19 protein-coding genes are annotated in these 17,619 nt (G+C 37.7%); 12 read left to right on the forward strand and 7 right to left on the reverse strand.

Translation table 11 applies throughout. From position 1 onward, the window contains the following. Nucleotide 1: 1 nt before the first annotated feature. Genes EHQ16_RS05405 through EHQ16_RS05415 form a run of 3 tightly spaced genes read right to left on the reverse strand, consistent with a single transcriptional unit; the run spans nucleotide 2 to nucleotide 2,115 of the window. Nucleotides 2-220 (reverse strand): flagellar FlbD family protein, encoded by a 219-nt coding sequence (locus EHQ16_RS05405; protein WP_135634903.1) that lies wholly within the window; start codon nucleotides 218-220, stop codon nucleotides 2-4. Nucleotides 221-241: 21 nt separating this feature from the next. Beyond that, nucleotides 242-1,321: a glycosyltransferase gene (locus EHQ16_RS05410; protein WP_135634901.1), complete on the reverse strand. Its 1,080-nt coding sequence runs from the start codon at nucleotides 1,319-1,321 to the stop codon at nucleotides 242-244. Next, nucleotides 1,321-2,115, reverse strand: coding sequence for an MlaD family protein (locus EHQ16_RS05415; protein WP_135634899.1), 795 nt, complete (start codon nucleotides 2,113-2,115; stop codon nucleotides 1,321-1,323). The genes EHQ16_RS05410 and EHQ16_RS05415 overlap by 1 nt, the downstream gene beginning before the upstream one ends. A gap of 52 nt (nucleotides 2,116-2,167) precedes the next feature. Between EHQ16_RS05415 and EHQ16_RS05420 the strand changes: the two genes are divergently transcribed. Genes EHQ16_RS05420 through EHQ16_RS05435 form a run of 4 tightly spaced genes read left to right on the forward strand, consistent with a single transcriptional unit; the run spans nucleotide 2,168 to nucleotide 4,506 of the window. Then, nucleotides 2,168-3,166 (forward strand): zinc-binding dehydrogenase, encoded by a 999-nt coding sequence (locus EHQ16_RS05420; RefSeq protein ID WP_135634897.1) that lies wholly within the window; start codon nucleotides 2,168-2,170, stop codon nucleotides 3,164-3,166. Next, the gene (locus EHQ16_RS05425; RefSeq protein ID WP_135634895.1) at nucleotides 3,156-3,686 is read left to right on the forward strand and encodes an LEA type 2 family protein; all 531 of its coding nucleotides are present in this window, start codon (nucleotides 3,156-3,158) and stop codon (nucleotides 3,684-3,686) included. The genes EHQ16_RS05420 and EHQ16_RS05425 overlap by 11 nt, the downstream gene beginning before the upstream one ends. Continuing rightward, nucleotides 3,683-3,994, forward strand: coding sequence for an LIC13255 family lipoprotein (locus EHQ16_RS05430; RefSeq protein WP_135634893.1), 312 nt, complete (start codon nucleotides 3,683-3,685; stop codon nucleotides 3,992-3,994). Before EHQ16_RS05425 ends, EHQ16_RS05430 begins: the two co-directional genes overlap by 4 nt. Before the next feature lie 2 nt (nucleotides 3,995-3,996). Beyond that, a complete protein-coding gene (locus tag EHQ16_RS05435) occupies nucleotides 3,997-4,506 on the forward strand; it encodes a hypothetical protein (RefSeq protein WP_135634891.1) in 510 nt (169 codons plus the stop codon). Between the two features lie 10 nt (nucleotides 4,507-4,516). On the opposite strand, the gene EHQ16_RS05440 is transcribed toward EHQ16_RS05435, so the two are convergent. Continuing rightward, complete coding sequence (locus EHQ16_RS05440) at nucleotides 4,517-5,449, reverse strand: acyl-CoA desaturase (RefSeq protein ID WP_135634889.1); 933 nt, start codon at nucleotides 5,447-5,449, stop codon at nucleotides 4,517-4,519. A 104-nt stretch (nucleotides 5,450-5,553) separates the two neighbouring features. Between EHQ16_RS05440 and EHQ16_RS05445 the strand changes: the two genes are divergently transcribed. Genes EHQ16_RS05445 through EHQ16_RS05465 form a run of 5 tightly spaced genes read left to right on the forward strand, consistent with a single transcriptional unit; the run spans nucleotide 5,554 to nucleotide 11,971 of the window. Then, the gene (locus tag EHQ16_RS05445; protein ID WP_135601897.1) at nucleotides 5,554-6,768 is read left to right on the forward strand and encodes an aspartate kinase; all 1,215 of its coding nucleotides are present in this window, start codon (nucleotides 5,554-5,556) and stop codon (nucleotides 6,766-6,768) included. Nucleotides 6,769-6,780: 12 nt separating this feature from the next. Further along, the gene (locus EHQ16_RS05450; RefSeq protein ID WP_135634887.1) at nucleotides 6,781-7,833 is read left to right on the forward strand and encodes a putative peptidyl-prolyl cis-trans isomerase; all 1,053 of its coding nucleotides are present in this window, start codon (nucleotides 6,781-6,783) and stop codon (nucleotides 7,831-7,833) included. Next, the gene (locus EHQ16_RS05455) at nucleotides 7,833-9,383 is read left to right on the forward strand and encodes a spiro-SPASM protein (protein WP_135634885.1); all 1,551 of its coding nucleotides are present in this window, start codon (nucleotides 7,833-7,835) and stop codon (nucleotides 9,381-9,383) included. The genes EHQ16_RS05450 and EHQ16_RS05455 overlap by 1 nt, the downstream gene beginning before the upstream one ends. Continuing rightward, nucleotides 9,358-10,968: a cytidylyltransferase domain-containing protein gene (locus tag EHQ16_RS05460; protein WP_135634883.1), complete on the forward strand. Its 1,611-nt coding sequence runs from the start codon at nucleotides 9,358-9,360 to the stop codon at nucleotides 10,966-10,968. The genes EHQ16_RS05455 and EHQ16_RS05460 overlap by 26 nt, the downstream gene beginning before the upstream one ends. Next, nucleotides 10,958-11,971: a tetratricopeptide repeat protein gene (locus EHQ16_RS05465; RefSeq protein ID WP_135634881.1), complete on the forward strand. Its 1,014-nt coding sequence runs from the start codon at nucleotides 10,958-10,960 to the stop codon at nucleotides 11,969-11,971. Before EHQ16_RS05460 ends, EHQ16_RS05465 begins: the two co-directional genes overlap by 11 nt. On the opposite strand, the gene EHQ16_RS05470 is transcribed toward EHQ16_RS05465, so the two are convergent. Genes EHQ16_RS05470 through EHQ16_RS05480 form a run of 3 tightly spaced genes read right to left on the reverse strand, consistent with a single transcriptional unit; the run spans nucleotide 11,972 to nucleotide 14,342 of the window. Next, nucleotides 11,972-12,643 (reverse strand): response regulator transcription factor, encoded by a 672-nt coding sequence (locus EHQ16_RS05470; RefSeq protein ID WP_100789490.1) that lies wholly within the window; start codon nucleotides 12,641-12,643, stop codon nucleotides 11,972-11,974. An 11-nt stretch (nucleotides 12,644-12,654) separates the two neighbouring features. Next, a complete protein-coding gene (locus EHQ16_RS05475; protein ID WP_135634879.1) occupies nucleotides 12,655-14,052 on the reverse strand; it encodes an NAD(P)(+) transhydrogenase (Re/Si-specific) subunit beta in 1,398 nt (465 codons plus the stop codon). Next, entirely contained in the window at nucleotides 14,052-14,342 is a 291-nt protein-coding gene (locus EHQ16_RS05480) for an NAD(P) transhydrogenase subunit alpha part 2 (protein WP_135634877.1), read from the reverse strand. Before EHQ16_RS05480 ends, EHQ16_RS05475 begins: the two co-directional genes overlap by 1 nt. A gap of 313 nt (nucleotides 14,343-14,655) precedes the next feature. On the opposite strand from EHQ16_RS05480, the gene EHQ16_RS05485 reads away from it, so the two are divergent. From EHQ16_RS05485 to EHQ16_RS05495, 3 genes are all read left to right on the forward strand, one after another. Further along, complete coding sequence (locus tag EHQ16_RS05485) at nucleotides 14,656-16,377, forward strand: hypothetical protein (RefSeq protein ID WP_244241936.1); 1,722 nt, start codon at nucleotides 14,656-14,658, stop codon at nucleotides 16,375-16,377. Between the two features lie 57 nt (nucleotides 16,378-16,434). Then, on the forward strand, nucleotides 16,435-16,884 hold the full coding sequence (locus EHQ16_RS05490) for an Rrf2 family transcriptional regulator (RefSeq protein WP_135634875.1): 450 nt from the start codon (nucleotides 16,435-16,437) through the stop codon (nucleotides 16,882-16,884). Between the two features lie 67 nt (nucleotides 16,885-16,951). Beyond that, nucleotides 16,952-17,599 carry an NAD(P)-dependent oxidoreductase gene (locus EHQ16_RS05495; protein WP_135634873.1) on the forward strand — a complete coding sequence of 216 codons (648 nt, stop codon included), beginning with the start codon at nucleotides 16,952-16,954 and terminating at the stop codon, nucleotides 17,597-17,599. Nucleotides 17,600-17,619: the final 20 nt, after the last annotated feature.

Raw genomic sequence — 17,619 nt, forward strand, 5'->3', positions numbered from 1 at the left:
CTTATGTTTCCTCAGGCCTTCTTTCACCAACTCGGGGAAGGTTGTGGATTCTTGTTTGGTAAGCGATTACCTTTTCCACAACGTCCGCAACAGGCTCTTGTACAATGAATTTCTTTTCATTCACAAGAGTGATGATCGTATCTGGATTTGCTTCAATGGTCTCAATCAAATCTGCATTGAGAACAAATTCCGCACCTTTAAGTCGATGTAAAATGACCAAGAGATCCCCCTTCAGAGATTTCTATTTATGTCTATCGACTACCTTTCGAATTTCGCTCACGAATTTTTCTTCCGTAAATCGATTGATGGAATTTTGGAAATCTCCGCGTTTGAAATGGATCTTTTCTGCCCTCTGGATGGCCTCATTTAAGGATTTTACGGTCTGTTCCTTAAAAAATACCCCAGTTCTGTCCTCTTTGACAGACTCGAGAGCTCCCCCCTTCCCATAGGCGATGACGGGAGTGGCATAGGCCTGCGACTCCACAGGGGTGATCCCAAAGTCTTCCATCCCTGGAAAAATAAACCCACGTGCTTTTTTATAGAGTTCGACCACTTCTGTGCGCGGGAGTCCCTTTTTCCAAAGGATGTTTTTCGGAAGATTTTTGACAAGTTTCCCTTCTTCTTGCCCCCCACCGACAAGGATGAGAGGTTTTCCGTTTTCGCGAAAGGCTTCTATGGCCAGGTCAATTTTTTTATAAGGGGCAAAGGCCGAAACCATCAAGTAATAGTCATCTTTCGAAACATCATGGACTCGGAAGTCTTGGGGCAAACAGGGAGGATACACAATTTTATAATCACGACGGTAGTATTTTTGAATCCTACGCCCCACAAAATGCGAGTTACATGTAAAATAATCCACACGGTTGGCAGAAGCCGCATCCCATGTGCGCAGGTAATTGGCAATGGATTGTAAAAGGAAAAATTTTAAACCTTTGCGACCAGGAAAATAATCATAATACATATCCCAAACATAACGCATTGGGCTATGGATATAACTTAAATGGAAAGTATCAGGATGAGGGATGACCCCTTTGGCCACACAATGCGAAGAACTAATCACCACATCATATCCTTTTAAATCCAAGGATTCAATCGCAGTAGGGAAAACGGGTAAATAGTATCGATAGTATTTTTCTTTGAAAGGAAGATTGTTTGTGAAAGCCGTTGTGATCTTTCTATTTTCAATCCTATCGTTGAGTTTTCCTTTGGAATAAAAAAGAGTAAATAAATCCGCTTCCGGAAATGCTTTTAATAAACTATCGAGAACTAATTCTCCACCGCGCATTCCGGTGAGCCAATCATGTATAATTGCAACTTTCATTAATCTTGTGGTCCAATCCTTCTTCCCGTAATTGGCGTTGTACGTCCGTAATACGATGCTGTAATTAAAAAAGGAATCGGCATGGTGTTTTCTAAATTTCTAGAACTTTCCATATAACGCCTTCCTTCTTTTCCAATGGTTTCTGCGTCCTTCACAGTCGCAAGAAGTTCATCATACATTTCTGTACTCCCAATTAATTTGGGAATTGTTCCTTCTGTATGATTTAATTTATCGGAGATGGAACGAAAATCCAATGTGATTTGTCTGAGATCTGCACGATTTTCTTCCATTGTCACGGAAGTTGCTTTGAAAAAATCATCAAAATAACGGGCAGAGGGCAAATAGTCAGGTGTTTTTTCTCCGTCGCGAAACGTTGGTTTGAAAAAGGAACGTTTCCCATCTGAACTTCCTGGATTGATATTAATAATCCTTCCAGAAAACAAAGTCACAGTTTGAAAATCAACCTCATAATTATCCCAAAGAGTTAAGGGGTCTTCCAAAGCAATGTGGAGTTCAATCGCATGATCCATGTTATGGTCAAGGAATCGGCGATCAGGTACATCAATGAGTGGTCTCGAGTCGATATGTGCCACATACCCTTTAGGGACTCCTAAAATCCGAACCTCTGTTCCTTCTTTGATTCCATCCACACGAGAATAAAATAAGGATAATCGGTAAGGATTTTTTTTAGCTGGGCGATCCGTTTCTACGACAGTTGCGAAAAAAGCAAAGACCAAAATAGAAAAAAAAATGATGCCTGTAAGGGATTCCTTCGATAACTTTTTTGGTTTCACGGCAGACTTAAAATTCTTCCTTCCAAAGAAAGAGTTGGCAAGCAGATTTTAAATGACTGAATGGGACGAGATGAAAGCAGTCACCATCCTCAAATACGACGAATCCGAACCTCAATTGGAACTCCGTGAAAAAGAAATTCCAACTCCCAAAGATAACGAAGTAAGGATCAAAATCCACCTTTCTCCGATCAATCCATCGGATCTTATGTTCATCCGTGGACTTTATGGGTTCAAAAAAAAAGCTCCTGTCGCAGCTGGGTTTGAAGCCAGCGGAATCGTCGATGCCGTGGGAAGTGCCATTAAAACTTTAAAAGTGGGAATGAACGTATCCTGCGTGGCTCCTCAAAACGACGGATCCTGGGCAGAATATATGATTACCACAGAAGACAACTGTTTACCGTTAGTTGATGGAGTGAGTCTAGACGAAGGATCCAGTTTTTTTGTAAACCCAATGACTGCTTGGGCGATGGTATCCAAATGTTCCAAAGAAGGCCACCCTGCCATGATCCAAACCGCAGCGGCCAGTGCCCTTGGTAAAATGGTTGTACGGCTTTGTAAAGAACGTGGAATCCCTTTAATCAATGTTGTGCGAAAGAAAGAACAAGAAGACAGTCTTTTAGAAATTGGAGCAGAAAACATTCTAAACTCCACTTCCCCCAACTACCAAAAAGATTTATTCAAAATTTCCAAAAAACTAAATGCAACGTATGCGATCGATGCGGTAGCAGGAGAAACAGCTCAGTCTCTTGTGGAATGTATGCCTTATGGATCTAAGGTAGTTTGTTACGGAGCTCTCTCGGAAAAACCATTCTCTGTGAATTCTGGAATCATTTTATTCCAAAACAAAAAGGTCGAAGGGTTTTGGTTATCATCTTGGATTTATGAAATTGGATTAGAAGAATTTCAGAAACAAGCGAAAGAAGCACAAAAATTTCTAAAAACTGTTTTCCAAACAAAAATCAACAAACGATTTAAATTCGAAGAATACAAAGAAGGTTTGGAATTTTACAAACAACATATGACCGAAGGGAAGGTAGTATTTGGTCCGTAGATATTTATTTTTATTCTCAGTTCTATTTTCCTTTGTTTTCACTCATTGTCTCAGTGATACAAAAAAGAATTTAGAAAGTCTAAAGGCGTGTAAGTTTGATTTGGTGGATGTTCGTGTAGATCTCAAACCAAATCCGAATTTTCCTTTAATCCCTTTAGTAGATTTGTATCCACAAGTTTCCGTAACCAATCCAAACAACACCAAGGTAAGTATTTACCAATTTGATTTAGAGATTGAGCTCCTCACTCCGAATGGAAAAGAATATATCGGCAAACTCCAAAACGAAACACCTCTCGAAGTGGATCCAAATTCCGAGTCGCTTGTGGTTCTAAAACTGGTACCCGACCAAAAAGGATCCATCCTTCCCAAACTTCTTTCGTTAGCAAAACAACTAACGGATGCGGCAAAGCGCGGAGAAGATGCAGAATTCGAAATTTACGGAACCGTACAAGTGGATAGTGCTTTTGGAAAACTTCCTATCCCTGTCAGGGAAGTCTCTCGGATCAAACTTAAAAAATGAATTTTAATTTTCTAAGGGTGGTGGTTCTACCGATTCTTTGTTTTGGTTTATCCTTCCAATGTATTCAAAACAAAGATGATTTGTTTTATTCTGCTTTTGAGGCAAACCAAAAGACCTTTGAAACTTATGCCATGAAAAACTCCGCTTGTGGCAAAGAAAAACTTCCAGGCAGACTTTTTATCAGCAGAGTCAAAATTGATGACCTAAAACTATGTTTTCGCGCAATTGAACTGATCGATTGTATCACCTGGAATACCGAAGGATACATTCCCGATACTTGTAAAGTCATTGGAACCAGTTTGCGATAGATATGTGGCGTTATTTATTCGACTTATCTACTTCTGAAATTTTTCTATTCGCATCACTTGCGTTTGCTGGTATTTTTTTATTATTATTTGGCAAACTCAGAAAAAAAGAAAGTCCCTTGGGTTCAAAGTCAAAACAAAGTTCTGGACAAGAAGATCCTTCGAACCAGTCCACTGGTAAATCCAAAAAGGACTCCAAACAAACGAAAGACAACAATCTAAAGGTGATGGAAATTTTTGATTACAATGGAATCAAAATTCTCCACCAAGATGGCGCTTATACTGTAAACGACCAAGGTGTGGTTACCAATTATATGAATTGGAATCTCCTTCCCTCTAAATACCAAAAAATGGTAAAAGAATTGGATAATAGATCTTTAGGTGAAAAAGGAGAGGATTATTTTTTAGAAATGATCAATGGATTCTATTATGTTTCGCTGCCGGGAGGGAAAAAAAAGAAATACGATTCCATTCAAAGTATCCCGGCAGACATTCGCAAACGATTGGGGGTATAAGAACTCCTAGTTAGATAGACAATACTTCTACTTTGTTTTTTATCTTAGAAGTTTGTTTTGATTCTTTCAAAACTCGTTTTGTTTCCTTTTGTTCTCGGTCACGAAGAAGTCCTTCCTCAATCACTTTTTTCGGTGGTTTTTTTAGATCCCAAACAATTCCAAACCAACTGAGTGCTTTCAAAAAATAATAAGAAATATCAACTTCATACCAATAGAACCCTTGGTTGACCGACGAACAGTAGTAATGATGGTTGTTATGCCAACCTTCCCCCATAGTTAGAAGTGCCAACCATAGATTGTTTTTACTTGTGTCTCTTGAATCATACCTCACAGATCCATATACGTGCGAAAGGGAATTGATGGTCCAAGTGGCATGTCCTAGAAAAAAAGTAGAAACGGCATACCCATAAACAAGCCAAGCCCATCCACCCACTAAATACAATAAGATGGCATAAGAAAGTGGCGCAATCCAATGGTAACGGTCAAGGAAACGTAGTTCGGGATACTTATAAAAATCAGGAATCAGTTTGGCTTCGTAATCATTGTAATCGTTTCTTAAAAACCAAAACATATGAGAATACCAAAACCCTTTTCGACTGGGGGAATGGATGTCCTTTTCTGTATCCGAAAACTTATGATGGTTTCTATGGTGTGCTGCCCACCAAAGTGGGCCTTTCTGCATAGCCATGGCTCCAATCCAAGCCAAAACAAATTGGAACACTCGGGAAGTTTTGAAAGAGGCATGGGAAAAATAACGATGGTAGGCGGCTGTGATTCCAAACATCCTAAGGAAATAGGATCCGATCGCAAGCCAAACGAGTGACCAAGCAAAAGGAACAGTAAAAACAGTTAGGACTGTGGCCTGAACCATAAAAAATAAAATCAGGAAAAGTAAGGGAGCCTGTTCTTTGACGACGGGCTCAACGGTGGTAGAAGAATTCATACAAATAAACCTATACTTATTGGAGTCCGCAAAGAAGGTTTGGTTGCAAAAAAATTCATTCTACTTGATCCCCGATTTGCCTGTAGCACCCTGTCCATATACCCATGTCATCGAAAATCGTTGTCCAAAAATACGGTGGAACCTCCGTTGGTGACACCACTAAAATCCAAAATGTGGCCAAACGTATCAAACGTTACCACGACGAAGGCCAAAAAGTTGCCGTTGTAGTTTCTGCAATGGGACATACTACCGACGAACTTGTCGACTTGGCTGACCAAATTTCTAAAAACCCACCGAAACGAGAAATGGATATGTTACTCTCGACGGGTGAACAAGTGTCGATTGCTCTACTTGCCATTGCCTTAAATGAAATTGGAGTGCCAGCCCAATCCTTTACCGGTTCCCAATTAAAGATCTTAACCGATGGAAACTTCTCAAACGGAAAAATCGAAATGATCGATCGTTCCAGAATTGATGAAGCATTTAACAAGAACAAGGTGGTGATTGTTGCAGGTTTCCAAGGAATTGATAAAGACGAAAATATCGTAACTCTTGGTCGCGGAGGAAGTGATACTTCTGCTGTGGCTCTTGCTGCTGCCCTTGGTGCTGATGAATGTGAAATTTATACAGACGTTGACGGTGTTTACACTGCTGACCCAAGAAAAATTCCAACAGCAAAGATGCACAAACAAATCACTTACGAAGAAATGTTAGAACTCGCAAGCCTTGGTGCTGGAGTCCTTCATTCTCGAAGTGTTGAATTAGGTATGAACTATAACGTGGTCATCCACGTACGATCCAGTTTCCACGACAAACCGGGAACTTTAGTGATGAGTGAGGACAAAATTATGGAAAAAATGAAAGTGAGTGGAGTGACTGCGAAAGGTGACCAAGCTCGAGTAACAATTGCCGATGTAAAAGACAAACCAGGGATTGCTGCGGAGTTATTCACTCAATTGGCAAACAAAGATGTAATCGTGGATGTCATTGTTCAATCCTCTCCTAGAGACGGAATCAATACGATTTCTTTCACTATTGCCAAAAAAGACATTGCTGCCGCAAAACCAATCATTGATGCCTATGCGAAAGACCATGGAAATGGGAAAGCCGAGATCGATGAAAACATTTCGATTGTTTCGGCTGTTGGTGTAGGAATGAAATCCCATGTAGGTGTGGCCGCTAAGATGTTCCAATCGTTAGCTGAAAAAAACATCAATATTGAAATGATTTCTACATCAGAGATTAAAATTTCCTGCGTCATCAAACAAAACCAAGCGGAAGATGCAGTAAAGGCTTTACATACTACGTTCATAGGATAAATTTACGACCGTATGCAAAAAGGATCACGAATGTCTCGATTTTTGATTTCGTTTTTTGCTACGGTTTTAACCTTTAGCCTCCTTCTCACCCCTCTCATAAGTTTAAGTTCTTACGAATCTTTAAATGCGGTTCTTGCCATCGTTGGCCCTAAATCCATTTCTAGTTTGGATTATGAAGAAGGTGTAGAACGTTATAAAAACTTATCCCGTTTTTTTCCGAACTATCGCAAAAAAGGATCTCTCCATTCCCAGGTAGTAGATTTTTTAATTGATCGGGCCGTGGTGGACAATGCCGCTGATGAAGAATCCATTCAGGTAAATGAAAAACGAATCGAAGCTGAAATTCAAAAAAGGATGGAAGCCCAAGGTATCAGTGACTTAGAACAATTTAAGAAGGCCGTCCAAAACCAATTCAATTTACCTTATGATGTTTGGTTAGAAGATTTACCTTACCAAATCAAGAAGGGCCAACTTTTACAAATCAAAGTGAGTCCGCCCCTACCTTCAGAACAAGAAGTTCAATCATGGTATAACAAAAACAAGGCGAAGGTGGGTTCAGAGTTTAGATTTCGCGAAATTGTTCTTTCTCCAGCAAATGCATCCATTGACGAAGAAACAAGAGTGTTCAACGAACTCACTGAAATCCGAAATAAATCATTAAAAGATCCATCTTTCTTTAAACTTGTAGCTTCTGGCCCAAGAAATGAATCTCGTTATCGTTTGAATGGGGGTCTCGTCAATTGGGTTCCCACATTTGAATTGTACAAAACTCAACCAATCACTGCTTCTGTATTAACACAAGTAGGTGGCCCTGGAAAAATTTCTGAAGTTTTTAGAGATGATCGTAAACGTTATTGTATCGTTTTTATTGAAGGGATGAGACCAACACCACTAGACGCAGTAAGAAAAGGGATCCAAGGTTTTTTGTTTCGTGAAAAGGAACAAACTTCTTTTGAAGACTGGGTCACAACCACACGTAAAAATACATCTATCTCTATCTTTGATCCTATCTATATCAAAGAACACAATATAAGTAACCCAGAAGAAAAATACAACATAGACTAATGATGAACCGAAAAGACTATAACCCAAGTTTTGCGGTAGTTTATTTGGACTCCCCTTCCATTCAGTTTCTAAATTTAAACTTTAGAATAGAACTCTGGGAAGAATTTGTGAATCGACTCTCCTTAGTATTTCCAAAAATACCCATTCATATCAACGTTGATTCTAATCTTTCTAAAAAACTGGGTTCCACTTCCTTAGTTAACCGACTGACAATCCATGAAAACATCTCTAAGGAATATGAATTTTTACTTAAATTAGGAAATCTTTTACCGGAATCACAGTTTAAAGATCCAGATTGGGATGAAGTTTGTTTTCTTTATTTTACTGGGGTTTCTCCACTTTTAGATTCTGATCTCACAGAAAAAGCTTGGGAACGCCATAAAAACTTTTTTAGCCAATATTCTTATTCTGAAAATTTACCACCAGGTCTAACACCAACCATCATCACTCGCGAATTCTTAACCTCTTTACTAGATACGTTAACAACAGATATTCATTCTTTTTTTCTAAAAAACATCAACCAATATGATGTAGATATTTTTTATAAGGCACCTGACCTTCGCCAACTTCGTTTGGACTTTCGAATGGCATCAATACGTTCCTTAACGCTCATCCAAGGTTTGTTACCACTGGGAACAAATTTATCATACGACAATCTACTTAACAAATTAAAAGAAAATCCTGGTTTATTTCGAAGTGCTCCATCTTATTTAGAATGGGAGATTTACAAAGGTTGCGAACTAAAATGTACATTTTGTCCGCGTGAGTTTGCCGATTTATCTAACGATGGAAGTTTTGTTTCTTTAGAAGAAGTAAAAAATACCATCACAAAACTAAATGCAGAACTTACCTCTCCCATCACCATTAGTCTTTCTGGAAATGGAGAACCACTCCTCCATCCTGAATTTGAAAACGTAGTTTCAGAAATTCTAAAACTAAATTTACTGACTGAACTCATCATTGAAACGGCACTGTATACAAACACCGATTCATTCCTAACTTTCATTAGTAATTTAGATCCTTCTTTAAAAGAAAAACTTTGTATCATAGCCAATGTAACTAGTTTAAAACCTGATGTTTACAAATCCTTATATGGAAAAGCAGAACTGGAAAAGGTTCTCCTTACTATAGACAAACTTTCGCAAGTACTTCCAAAACAATCGTTACATGTTCAAATGATCAAAATGAAAGAAGTGGAAGAAGAAATTGATCCATATTTTACCCATTTTGAGAAAAAAGGAATCAACATCATCTTACAGAAATATAATACTTTTGCAAACAAACTCCCCGAACGTCGAGTGAGTGATTTAACTCCCATCCACAGGGATTTTTGTTGGCATTTGGTTCGCGATTTATCTCTTTCTGTAGACGGAACCGTTTCCATTTGTAAACAAAATCAAAAAGAAATCGTTGGAAATTTATATAAAGAAACTCTCGGCGATATTTGGCAGAAAGGATTAGATTTTTTTAAACATAGTTTTAATGGAGAACACGGAAAAATTCCTGCACCTTGTTTGAATTGTGATGAGTGGTATACTTTCAACGCGTGATTGTTTTGCCTTCATTCAGGCAAGACTAGGATCCACAAGGTTTCCAAAAAAAATCTTAAAATCCATTCCAGAAGATTCAAATACTTCCGTCCTTGATCATATCCAAAATCGACTCTCCACTATTTTTCCCAAAGATCAGATTGTATTTTTAGTACCCGAAGGTGATACCGAACTCGTAAAATTTTTACAAAACAGAAACTATAATTACTTCATCGGATCAGAAAACGATGTTCGGGATCGATTTCGAAAGGCATGCCTTCATTTTCAAGCCAAACATATCTTTCGATTAACAGGCGATAACCCATTTGTTGATTTAGAATCCATACGATATTTGTATGAAGCAATCACTTATATTTCTGGTCCATATTACAGCCTTTCGATGGTGGGTCTCCCTTTAGGGATGGGAGTGGAATGTTTTTCTGCAGATTCTCTTTTGAATGATATGGATGGACCAATTCCAGAAAGGTATACGGAACATGTCTCACTCCATATCAAAGAACATCCAGAAATCCATAGACAAATCCGACTAAAAGCTCACCATCTAAACCATTTAACAGATGTTTCACAAAGTTCCTTACGAATTACCGTTGATGAACCTAAAGATTATGAACTCGTTTGTAAATTATGGAAAGAATTGGGACTAAAGGATCCATTTTTTGGAGCTAAGGAAGTCATCCAATTGGCAAAAGAAAAACCAGAGTTTTTTTTGATCAATGCTTCGGTGGAACAAGTGGTTTTTTCATTACCAAAAGTGGATCGAAATTCCAAAAAAGTTCGGATTGTTTATGCGGAACCTACTAAGTTTGGAACTGGACACTTAGAAAGATGTAAGTCTTTGGCTTTATTTTTAGAAATGAATGGATATGAAGTGGAACTCTCAACAACACCAGACCTTCATTCAAAAAACCTGCCTCATATCCTCGACATAAGAGAAAATGAATTCCATTTACCTCATGAGTTTTATATTGATAACACCAACCATTTACCAACAAAACCCAATTCTAGTTTTTTTCTGCCGAATCCTATCACACCAATACCAAATAAAAATTTAATTTCCTATTTTAGTTCCCCTCTTTCCGACTTGGATTGGAACCAAATCACAATTCCAGGTCGAGTTCTTGTTTATGCAGGTAGTCTAGATCAAAAAAATTCAAAACAAATTGATGATTACCTGATCCAGTGTTTGGATTTGGAATCTAAAGGGAAAAAAACTAACATTCATTCTGTGATTCGTATCGGAGGAAGTCCACCAATCAATCAAAATATAGAATTTATTCCTAGAGTTTCCTACATTGAATTCTTAAAACAAATTCAATCTTCTGAATTTGTACTCACATATTTTGGACAAACTATGATGGAATCCATAACCAATGGGAAAAAAGTTTGTTTGGTAGGCATAACACCAATCCACGAATCTTTAGGTCAATTTGCGGAACAAGAATTAGGAATTCCCTATTTAGGATCTCTTTCTTCTATAACAGAAAAACAAAACTTCCCAATAGATTTTCCTCATTCAAAAATAAAATTAGTTCGCGATGCTCATATAAAAATTGTGAAATGGTTAGAATCAATTTATGAAAGCTAAAATTCAAATCCCAATCTTTGTTTTTCTTCTCTTTTTCTCTGCCAACATGATTTACTCTGAATCAGAAGATAAAGAAACCATCGAAATCAATGCAAAAATTGAATTAGAAAAGGTCAGTCGTAATATTATCAATGCCCTTCGTTATGGAAGGTTTCTTTTAGCTGATACAGAATGGAAAAAAATCCAATCAGAGGTTTATAAATCTTATCCTGAATATGATTATTTAAACGGAAGTTTGTTGTACTCGCGAATGGAATGGCAAGAAGCAAAAGAAAGTTTAAACAAAGCTCTCAAAAAAGAACCAAACCATGAAGCCGCAAGTTTTTTACTCGGAATGATCTATGCACAAGAAGACAGTTGGTCCGAAGCAAAAAATACTTGGATGGAAACCAACCAAATCTCTCCTTACAATCCTTTTTATCATTACAATTTAGGTCTGGCTTATTATATATTAAAAGATTACAATAACGCAATTTTATCCTTAAACAAATCACTTGAATACAAAGCCAACTACAACGAAGCAAAATTCATTTTAGCAAAAACATATTTAGAACTCAATGAAACTGAAAAAGCCAAAGCAGAATTAGTTACCATTTTAGAACAAGATCCCAAACATGTCCAAGCATCCCATCTAATGGGTCGAGTTGTTTATTCTACGGAAAAAGATCCTAAAAAATCACTTACCTATTTAAAAAATGTAAGGCTCTTAGGATGGAGAGAAAAAAAAGTTTATGCAAGATGTTATTTTGAAATTCGAAAATGGAGAGATGCGGAAAACTTACTTCGACCCATCGCATACTCACCATTCGCTGATGAATATGACCAAAGTTTTTATCTAAATTTGCTTTTAAACTTAGGGTATGATGAAAGAGCAAACGACTTCTTTCATTTCATCCAAAAACAATCCCAAAACGAATCTAAAATTGCAGAAGCATATAGAATGTTACTCTCTTCCAGGGAAGGAAAAGATTTACTGTATCACTATTTCAAACTTCGGTATTAGTTAAGAAACGACTATATCCGTTTTGGCTTGTGTGTATTTCCATTCCACAGCCACACGAATTAGTTTTTCGTTTTCAGTGATGCTGAGTTTGGATTTAATACGAGAACGTAGTGTTTCAATGGTAGATGGGGCAAGTCCCATATTGGCTGCAATTTCTTTGACCGGCATCCCTTCTCCAATCATCAGAAACACTTCTAACTCACGGTTAGACAATCTGTCGATAGGATCTTTTTCGTCTTTTTGGGAAGCTCTGTAGAGATGTCCGAGCAGTCGAGTTGCTTGAGACGAACTGACAAAATAATCACCTTTAAGAACCGTATGGATGGCTTCTACAATTTGTGTGGTAGTATCTTCTTTAAATACATAACCCATAGCACCAAGTTTAAATGCACGGTCCACAAAGGTATCATCCGTCAACATACTGATGATGATGACGGCGATATTAGGAAATGTTGTTCGAAGGCGTTTGAGTAACTGCAATCCGTTTTGGTTTTGTTTGAGTTGGATATCAATCAAAACGAGTGTTGGTTGCAGTTGTTCTATATCGTTAAATGCTTTTTCAATATTATCCGCACTCCCGATGCACTCTAAATCTTCTGATTTAGCAATTAAGTTTTGTAGTGCATCTACTACAAGAGGGTGGTCATCAACGATATAGACTTGTTTCTTCATATTTTCCGGCTCTAAGATTCTTTTAAAGCTGTGATCATCTCTTGAGTTGCTTTTTTACCATCACCAAACAACATCAAGCAGTTGTCAGCAATGAAGAGCGGGTTAGGCACTCCAGCAAATCCAGGACTAAGGGAACGTTTGATCACAACTACCGTTTTTGCATTTCCAACGTCCAAAATCGGCATACCAGCAATTGGTGATTTTGGATCTGTTTTTGCAAGTGGGTTCGTTACGTCATTCGCACCATTAACGATCACAACATCAACATTTTCGAAAGTACTATTGATCTCGTCCATCTCTTTCAATCGATCATAAGGAATATCTGCTTCTGCAAGTAAAACGTTCATATGACCAGGCATACGACCTGCTACTGGATGGATTGCAAATGTGACATCGATATTACGAGCAGTTAGAAGTTGGTATAAATCGCGAACAGTATGTTGCGCTTGTGCTACAGCCATACCATAACCAGGGACAATCACTACACTTCTTGCGACATCTAACAACATCGCTACTTCTTCTGCACTGGTTGACTTAACTTTACCAGAGTAAAAATCGCCATCATCTTTCATTTCTGTAGCGACAGCCCCGAATCCCCCAAATAGAACATTCGTCAAACTGCGATTCATAGCCTTACACATGATTTGTGTTAGAATAATTCCAGAAGCACCAACAAGGGAACCTGAGATAATTAGAACATTATTATTAAGTACAAACCCCGTTGCCGAAGCTGCAATCCCTGAATAAGAGTTAAGAAGGGAAATCACAACTGGCATGTCTGCCCCACCGATAGGGATCACAAGGAAAACACCGAGAAGTAAACTCACACCACTTAAAATCCAATAAATAGATTCGTCAGTCGGCTCTAAACATCCATAAACTCCAAGTCCTACAGCAGCAAGGCCAACGAGGATTTTTACAAGTTGATCACCAGGATAACGAACTGCTTTTTCTGTAATAAAACCTTGTAACTTACCGAAGGCGATAAAACTTCCAGAGAAAGTAATCCCACCAACAACGGCAGAGAAAACTATGGAAACAATCTCTTGGTAGTTCACTGCAAACGCATACTTAGGAATGGAAAGTTGTAAAGCAGCACCTGCAACAAATACAGAAGCAATCCCACCAAATCCATTGAGCACTGCTACAAGTTGTGGCATAGCTGTCATTTGGATTTTAATTGCCATAATGATACCGATGAGAGATCCAACAAGGACTCCAACAAGGATCCAATCATAAGTTAGAATGGCTTGGTCAAATAGTGTTGCGACTACGGCAATGAGCATACCCAGAGCACCGAGTAAATTTCCTCGAGTTGCCGTTTTTGGGTGAGCCAATTGTTTGATTCCAACAATAAAGAGGATGGAAGCAACCAGGTAAGAAAGGTTAAGAATGCTAACTAATTCCATTATTTAGGTGTATCCTTTTTCTTGAACATTCCAAGCATCCTGTGAGTGACGAGAAACCCACCCACTACGTTGATCGTAGCAAAAATTACCGAGAGAAGGCCCAAAATTTTGGTGATATTACTCTCTTCGATCCCGGCAGCATAGAGGGCACCGATTAAGGTAATGCCGGAAATGGCGTTGGAACCCGACATAAGTGGGGTGTGGAGGATGGGAGGGATTTTTGTGATGATTTCAAATCCCACGAAGATCGCGAGGACGAAAATCGTGACGGCTGTAACAAATATTTCCATATACTAGAAGTAGTTATGGAAAATTTGACCATTTTGGAAACAAAATTTTACACAGATTCCCTACCCAGTCCGCCTTGAAGGCCAGAATTCCCGATTTTTCGAATCTGAGCACAAATTCTTCGCCAAATATATGGAATAAACGGCGAAAAAGATGATTCCGTTCCTTTTGGTAGGGTCGAGCTGGGAAAATCTTTTAGGTGCTTCAGAAAAAAAAATGGCTGTTATATAAAAGAGAAAAAAGTAAGAGCACCAACGATTTGTTAGTATTCCTTTTTGTTTTGACAAAACAAAAATTAACCGTAGATTCCTTTCCGTGAACTGGATTCTGAAATCATGTTTTGTTTTTTTTCTCCTTCTTTTCAATTGCCATATCAGTTGGTATCATACCCGGGTATCTCCAAACACAACGTCGGAACTTCCCCTTTCTGATGCACCAAATTTGGTTGGAGATTTTGGTACTTCTTGTTTTGTTTCGGTATTGAAATTTCAAGAAGTCGGTTCGCCAGAAGAAAACTCACCAGCAAATATACAAGCTATCGATACTCAATTTATAGAAAATATCCGAACCAACTTAAAATTAAAAAATACAAATACCAGACATATCAAACATATTTATGGAATCCCAGAATCTTGGCCTTATATAAAAGAATTAGATTCTTTTCGTAAAAATAAATCATTTGATCGATTCAAACAAATTCAAAATAACACGGCAGAACCCCAATATAAAAAAACTTTATATAAGTATGCTGAAATCGCAGATGCAGATACTTTTTTTCATCATTCTAATGATTCCAAATTGTTGTTACAAGAAATTGAAAACTGCGATACCTACTACCACTTATATTATTCAAAAAGAGAAAAAGATTATTATAATGTAATTTTATTTTTAATTTCTCTTGGGATCATTCCCAGTGTAAATTATGAAAATCATTATTTTACAGTTTATAAACGAACTGCCTTAGAAATTAAACCATCTTTCACTACTTATAAATTTGGATATCGGAGAGTAATGACTTGGCTTCTGTTACCTACGTTTAATTTATTTGATGATGTAGAAAACTATAACAAAGACTATCGATTCTTTGATCACACAAGAGATCAATTTTTAGCTGCTTTAGAAAATAAAAACAGCGAACCTCTACCAATCAAAAGACTCAATCCAGTTTATGGTGATGTTCTTGGGGGGACTTATTCTTCCGATTCTGATTTATTCAAAACGGAAATCCCTGTCGATAAACGTTTTGCCGTCATACGAGATGGGAAAAAAAATGTAAGTTTCTTTGATCCTATTCATGGTTTGTTTAAGATCCAAGCCATCAACGTGAATCAGAAAATTCATTCCGATATCATCACAGATGGAATTGAAAAAACTCTAAAAAATTTTATTAATTCCAATCTCATAGATAAAATCAAAAAAAATTATCCTAAATCAGGAATCATTCATGAAACCTATTCCCCCGAATATAGAAACGGAACTTATACTTTTACCTTAGAAATTGCAAAACCAGATCTGGGAACTGACCAGTTTAAAAAAGAATATTATGTTTTTTCATGTTTCAAATCCCAAAGCCAAATTTATATTTTATCTAGAAGTCTTCCAAACGAAACCAACTTAGAGACCTTACCAAAGTTAGCTGAATCAAACATTATTGATTTTTATTCACAAGTTACTTTTAAATCAAAGTATATAGAACCCAAACCAGTTAATTTGGATGTAGCATCCGCCGATGGAAAAAAACAATCTGGTAATGATGACGATGAAGACGACGAGGATGATGAGGACGAAGAAGGAGAGGAAGAACTCGCAGGTGGAGGGGGAGGTGGTGGAGAAACAGGAGCCATTGACCTTGGTGGTTTGTTTTCTCTCTTAAAAGAAAGAGCTTACATTCCCAAAGGAAAATTAGACATCAAACCAGGGCGTTTTAAGTTCAATAACGCCAGATTCAATGCACCAAAATTCAATTCAGGATCCAAATTTCATTTCAAACCAAGTCGCACTAAAAACTTTTCGAGCCCGGGGAAATGGAGAAAATAGGAAATTAAGACTTGCCCAAAAAACAAGGTGTAACATTTATGGTTACAAGTAGCCACTATGTCGATCCCGAGTAGATATTCCGTTGCCATTCATATCCTAACCATTTTGGAAATGGATGGAGAAGTTTCATCCGAGGAAATTGCGGGGTCGGTGGGCACTAACCCTGCTATCATTCGTTTGTTACTCGGGAAATTAAAAAAAGCAGGTATCATCAATGTACGTCAGGGTATCAAAGGTTCTTCCTTGTCTAAACCTGCCAGGGAAATTAACTTACTAGATATCTACAAGGCTACAGAAAAAGAAGATGCCTTATTTCTTTTGCATGAACATCCCAATCCCAATTGTCCGATTGGAAAAAATATCCAATCTGCCCTGACGGGAATTTTAGATGAGGCACAAAAAGCCATGGAATCTAAACTTTCAAAATATAATTTAGCAGACGTTAGTTCCGAAATTCGAACAAGAACAGAGTCTAAAAAAAAAGGTTTATCTAAAAAACAAGCATAGGAACTAAAATTTTTTTAATATAAGATGTAATAATGTAAGTTACAACAAAACAACAAAGGAGTAAAAATTGAAAATTACATTAATTGGAGCAACGGGGTTTATCGGAAGTAAAACTCTAGAAGAAACTTTAAACAAGGGGTATCAAGTGACAGCTGTTTTACGAGACCCTTCTAAATTGGAACTGGAAAACCCAAACTTAACAAAATTCCAAGGGGATATTTTTGATACTGATGGTTTATCCAATATCATTTCCGGATCTGATGCTGTATTAGATTCCTATAACCCTGGTTGGACAGATCCAAATATCCGAGAGAACATGATCAATGGATCTTTATCCATTCTCAATGCTACCAAAAAGGCTGGTGTGAAAAGGATCATTGTTATGGGTGGAGCCGGTTCTTTGGAAGTACAACCTGGAGTGCAACTGATTGACACCCCAGAATTTCCAAAAGAGTATTTTGCCGGTGCAGACGGTGCAAGGCAGATATTAAACCACTTACGATCAGAGAAGGAATTAGATTGGACCTTCCTTTCTCCTTCTGCCATCATCGAACCAGAAGGTTCAAAAACTGGTAACTATCGTGTTTCCAAAGAATCTCTTCTTGTTGATACCAACGGGCATAGTCATATTTCACTGGCCGATTTAGTAAAAGCTTTTGTGGATGAACTAGAAGAAAAAAAACATGTAAAACAAAGATTTACAGTCGGATACTAGTTCGATTGATAAGAAATACA

This window comes from Leptospira kanakyensis (assembly GCF_004769235.1).
In the GTDB taxonomy this organism is placed as follows: Bacteria; Spirochaetota; Leptospiria; order Leptospirales; family Leptospiraceae; genus Leptospira_A; species Leptospira_A kanakyensis.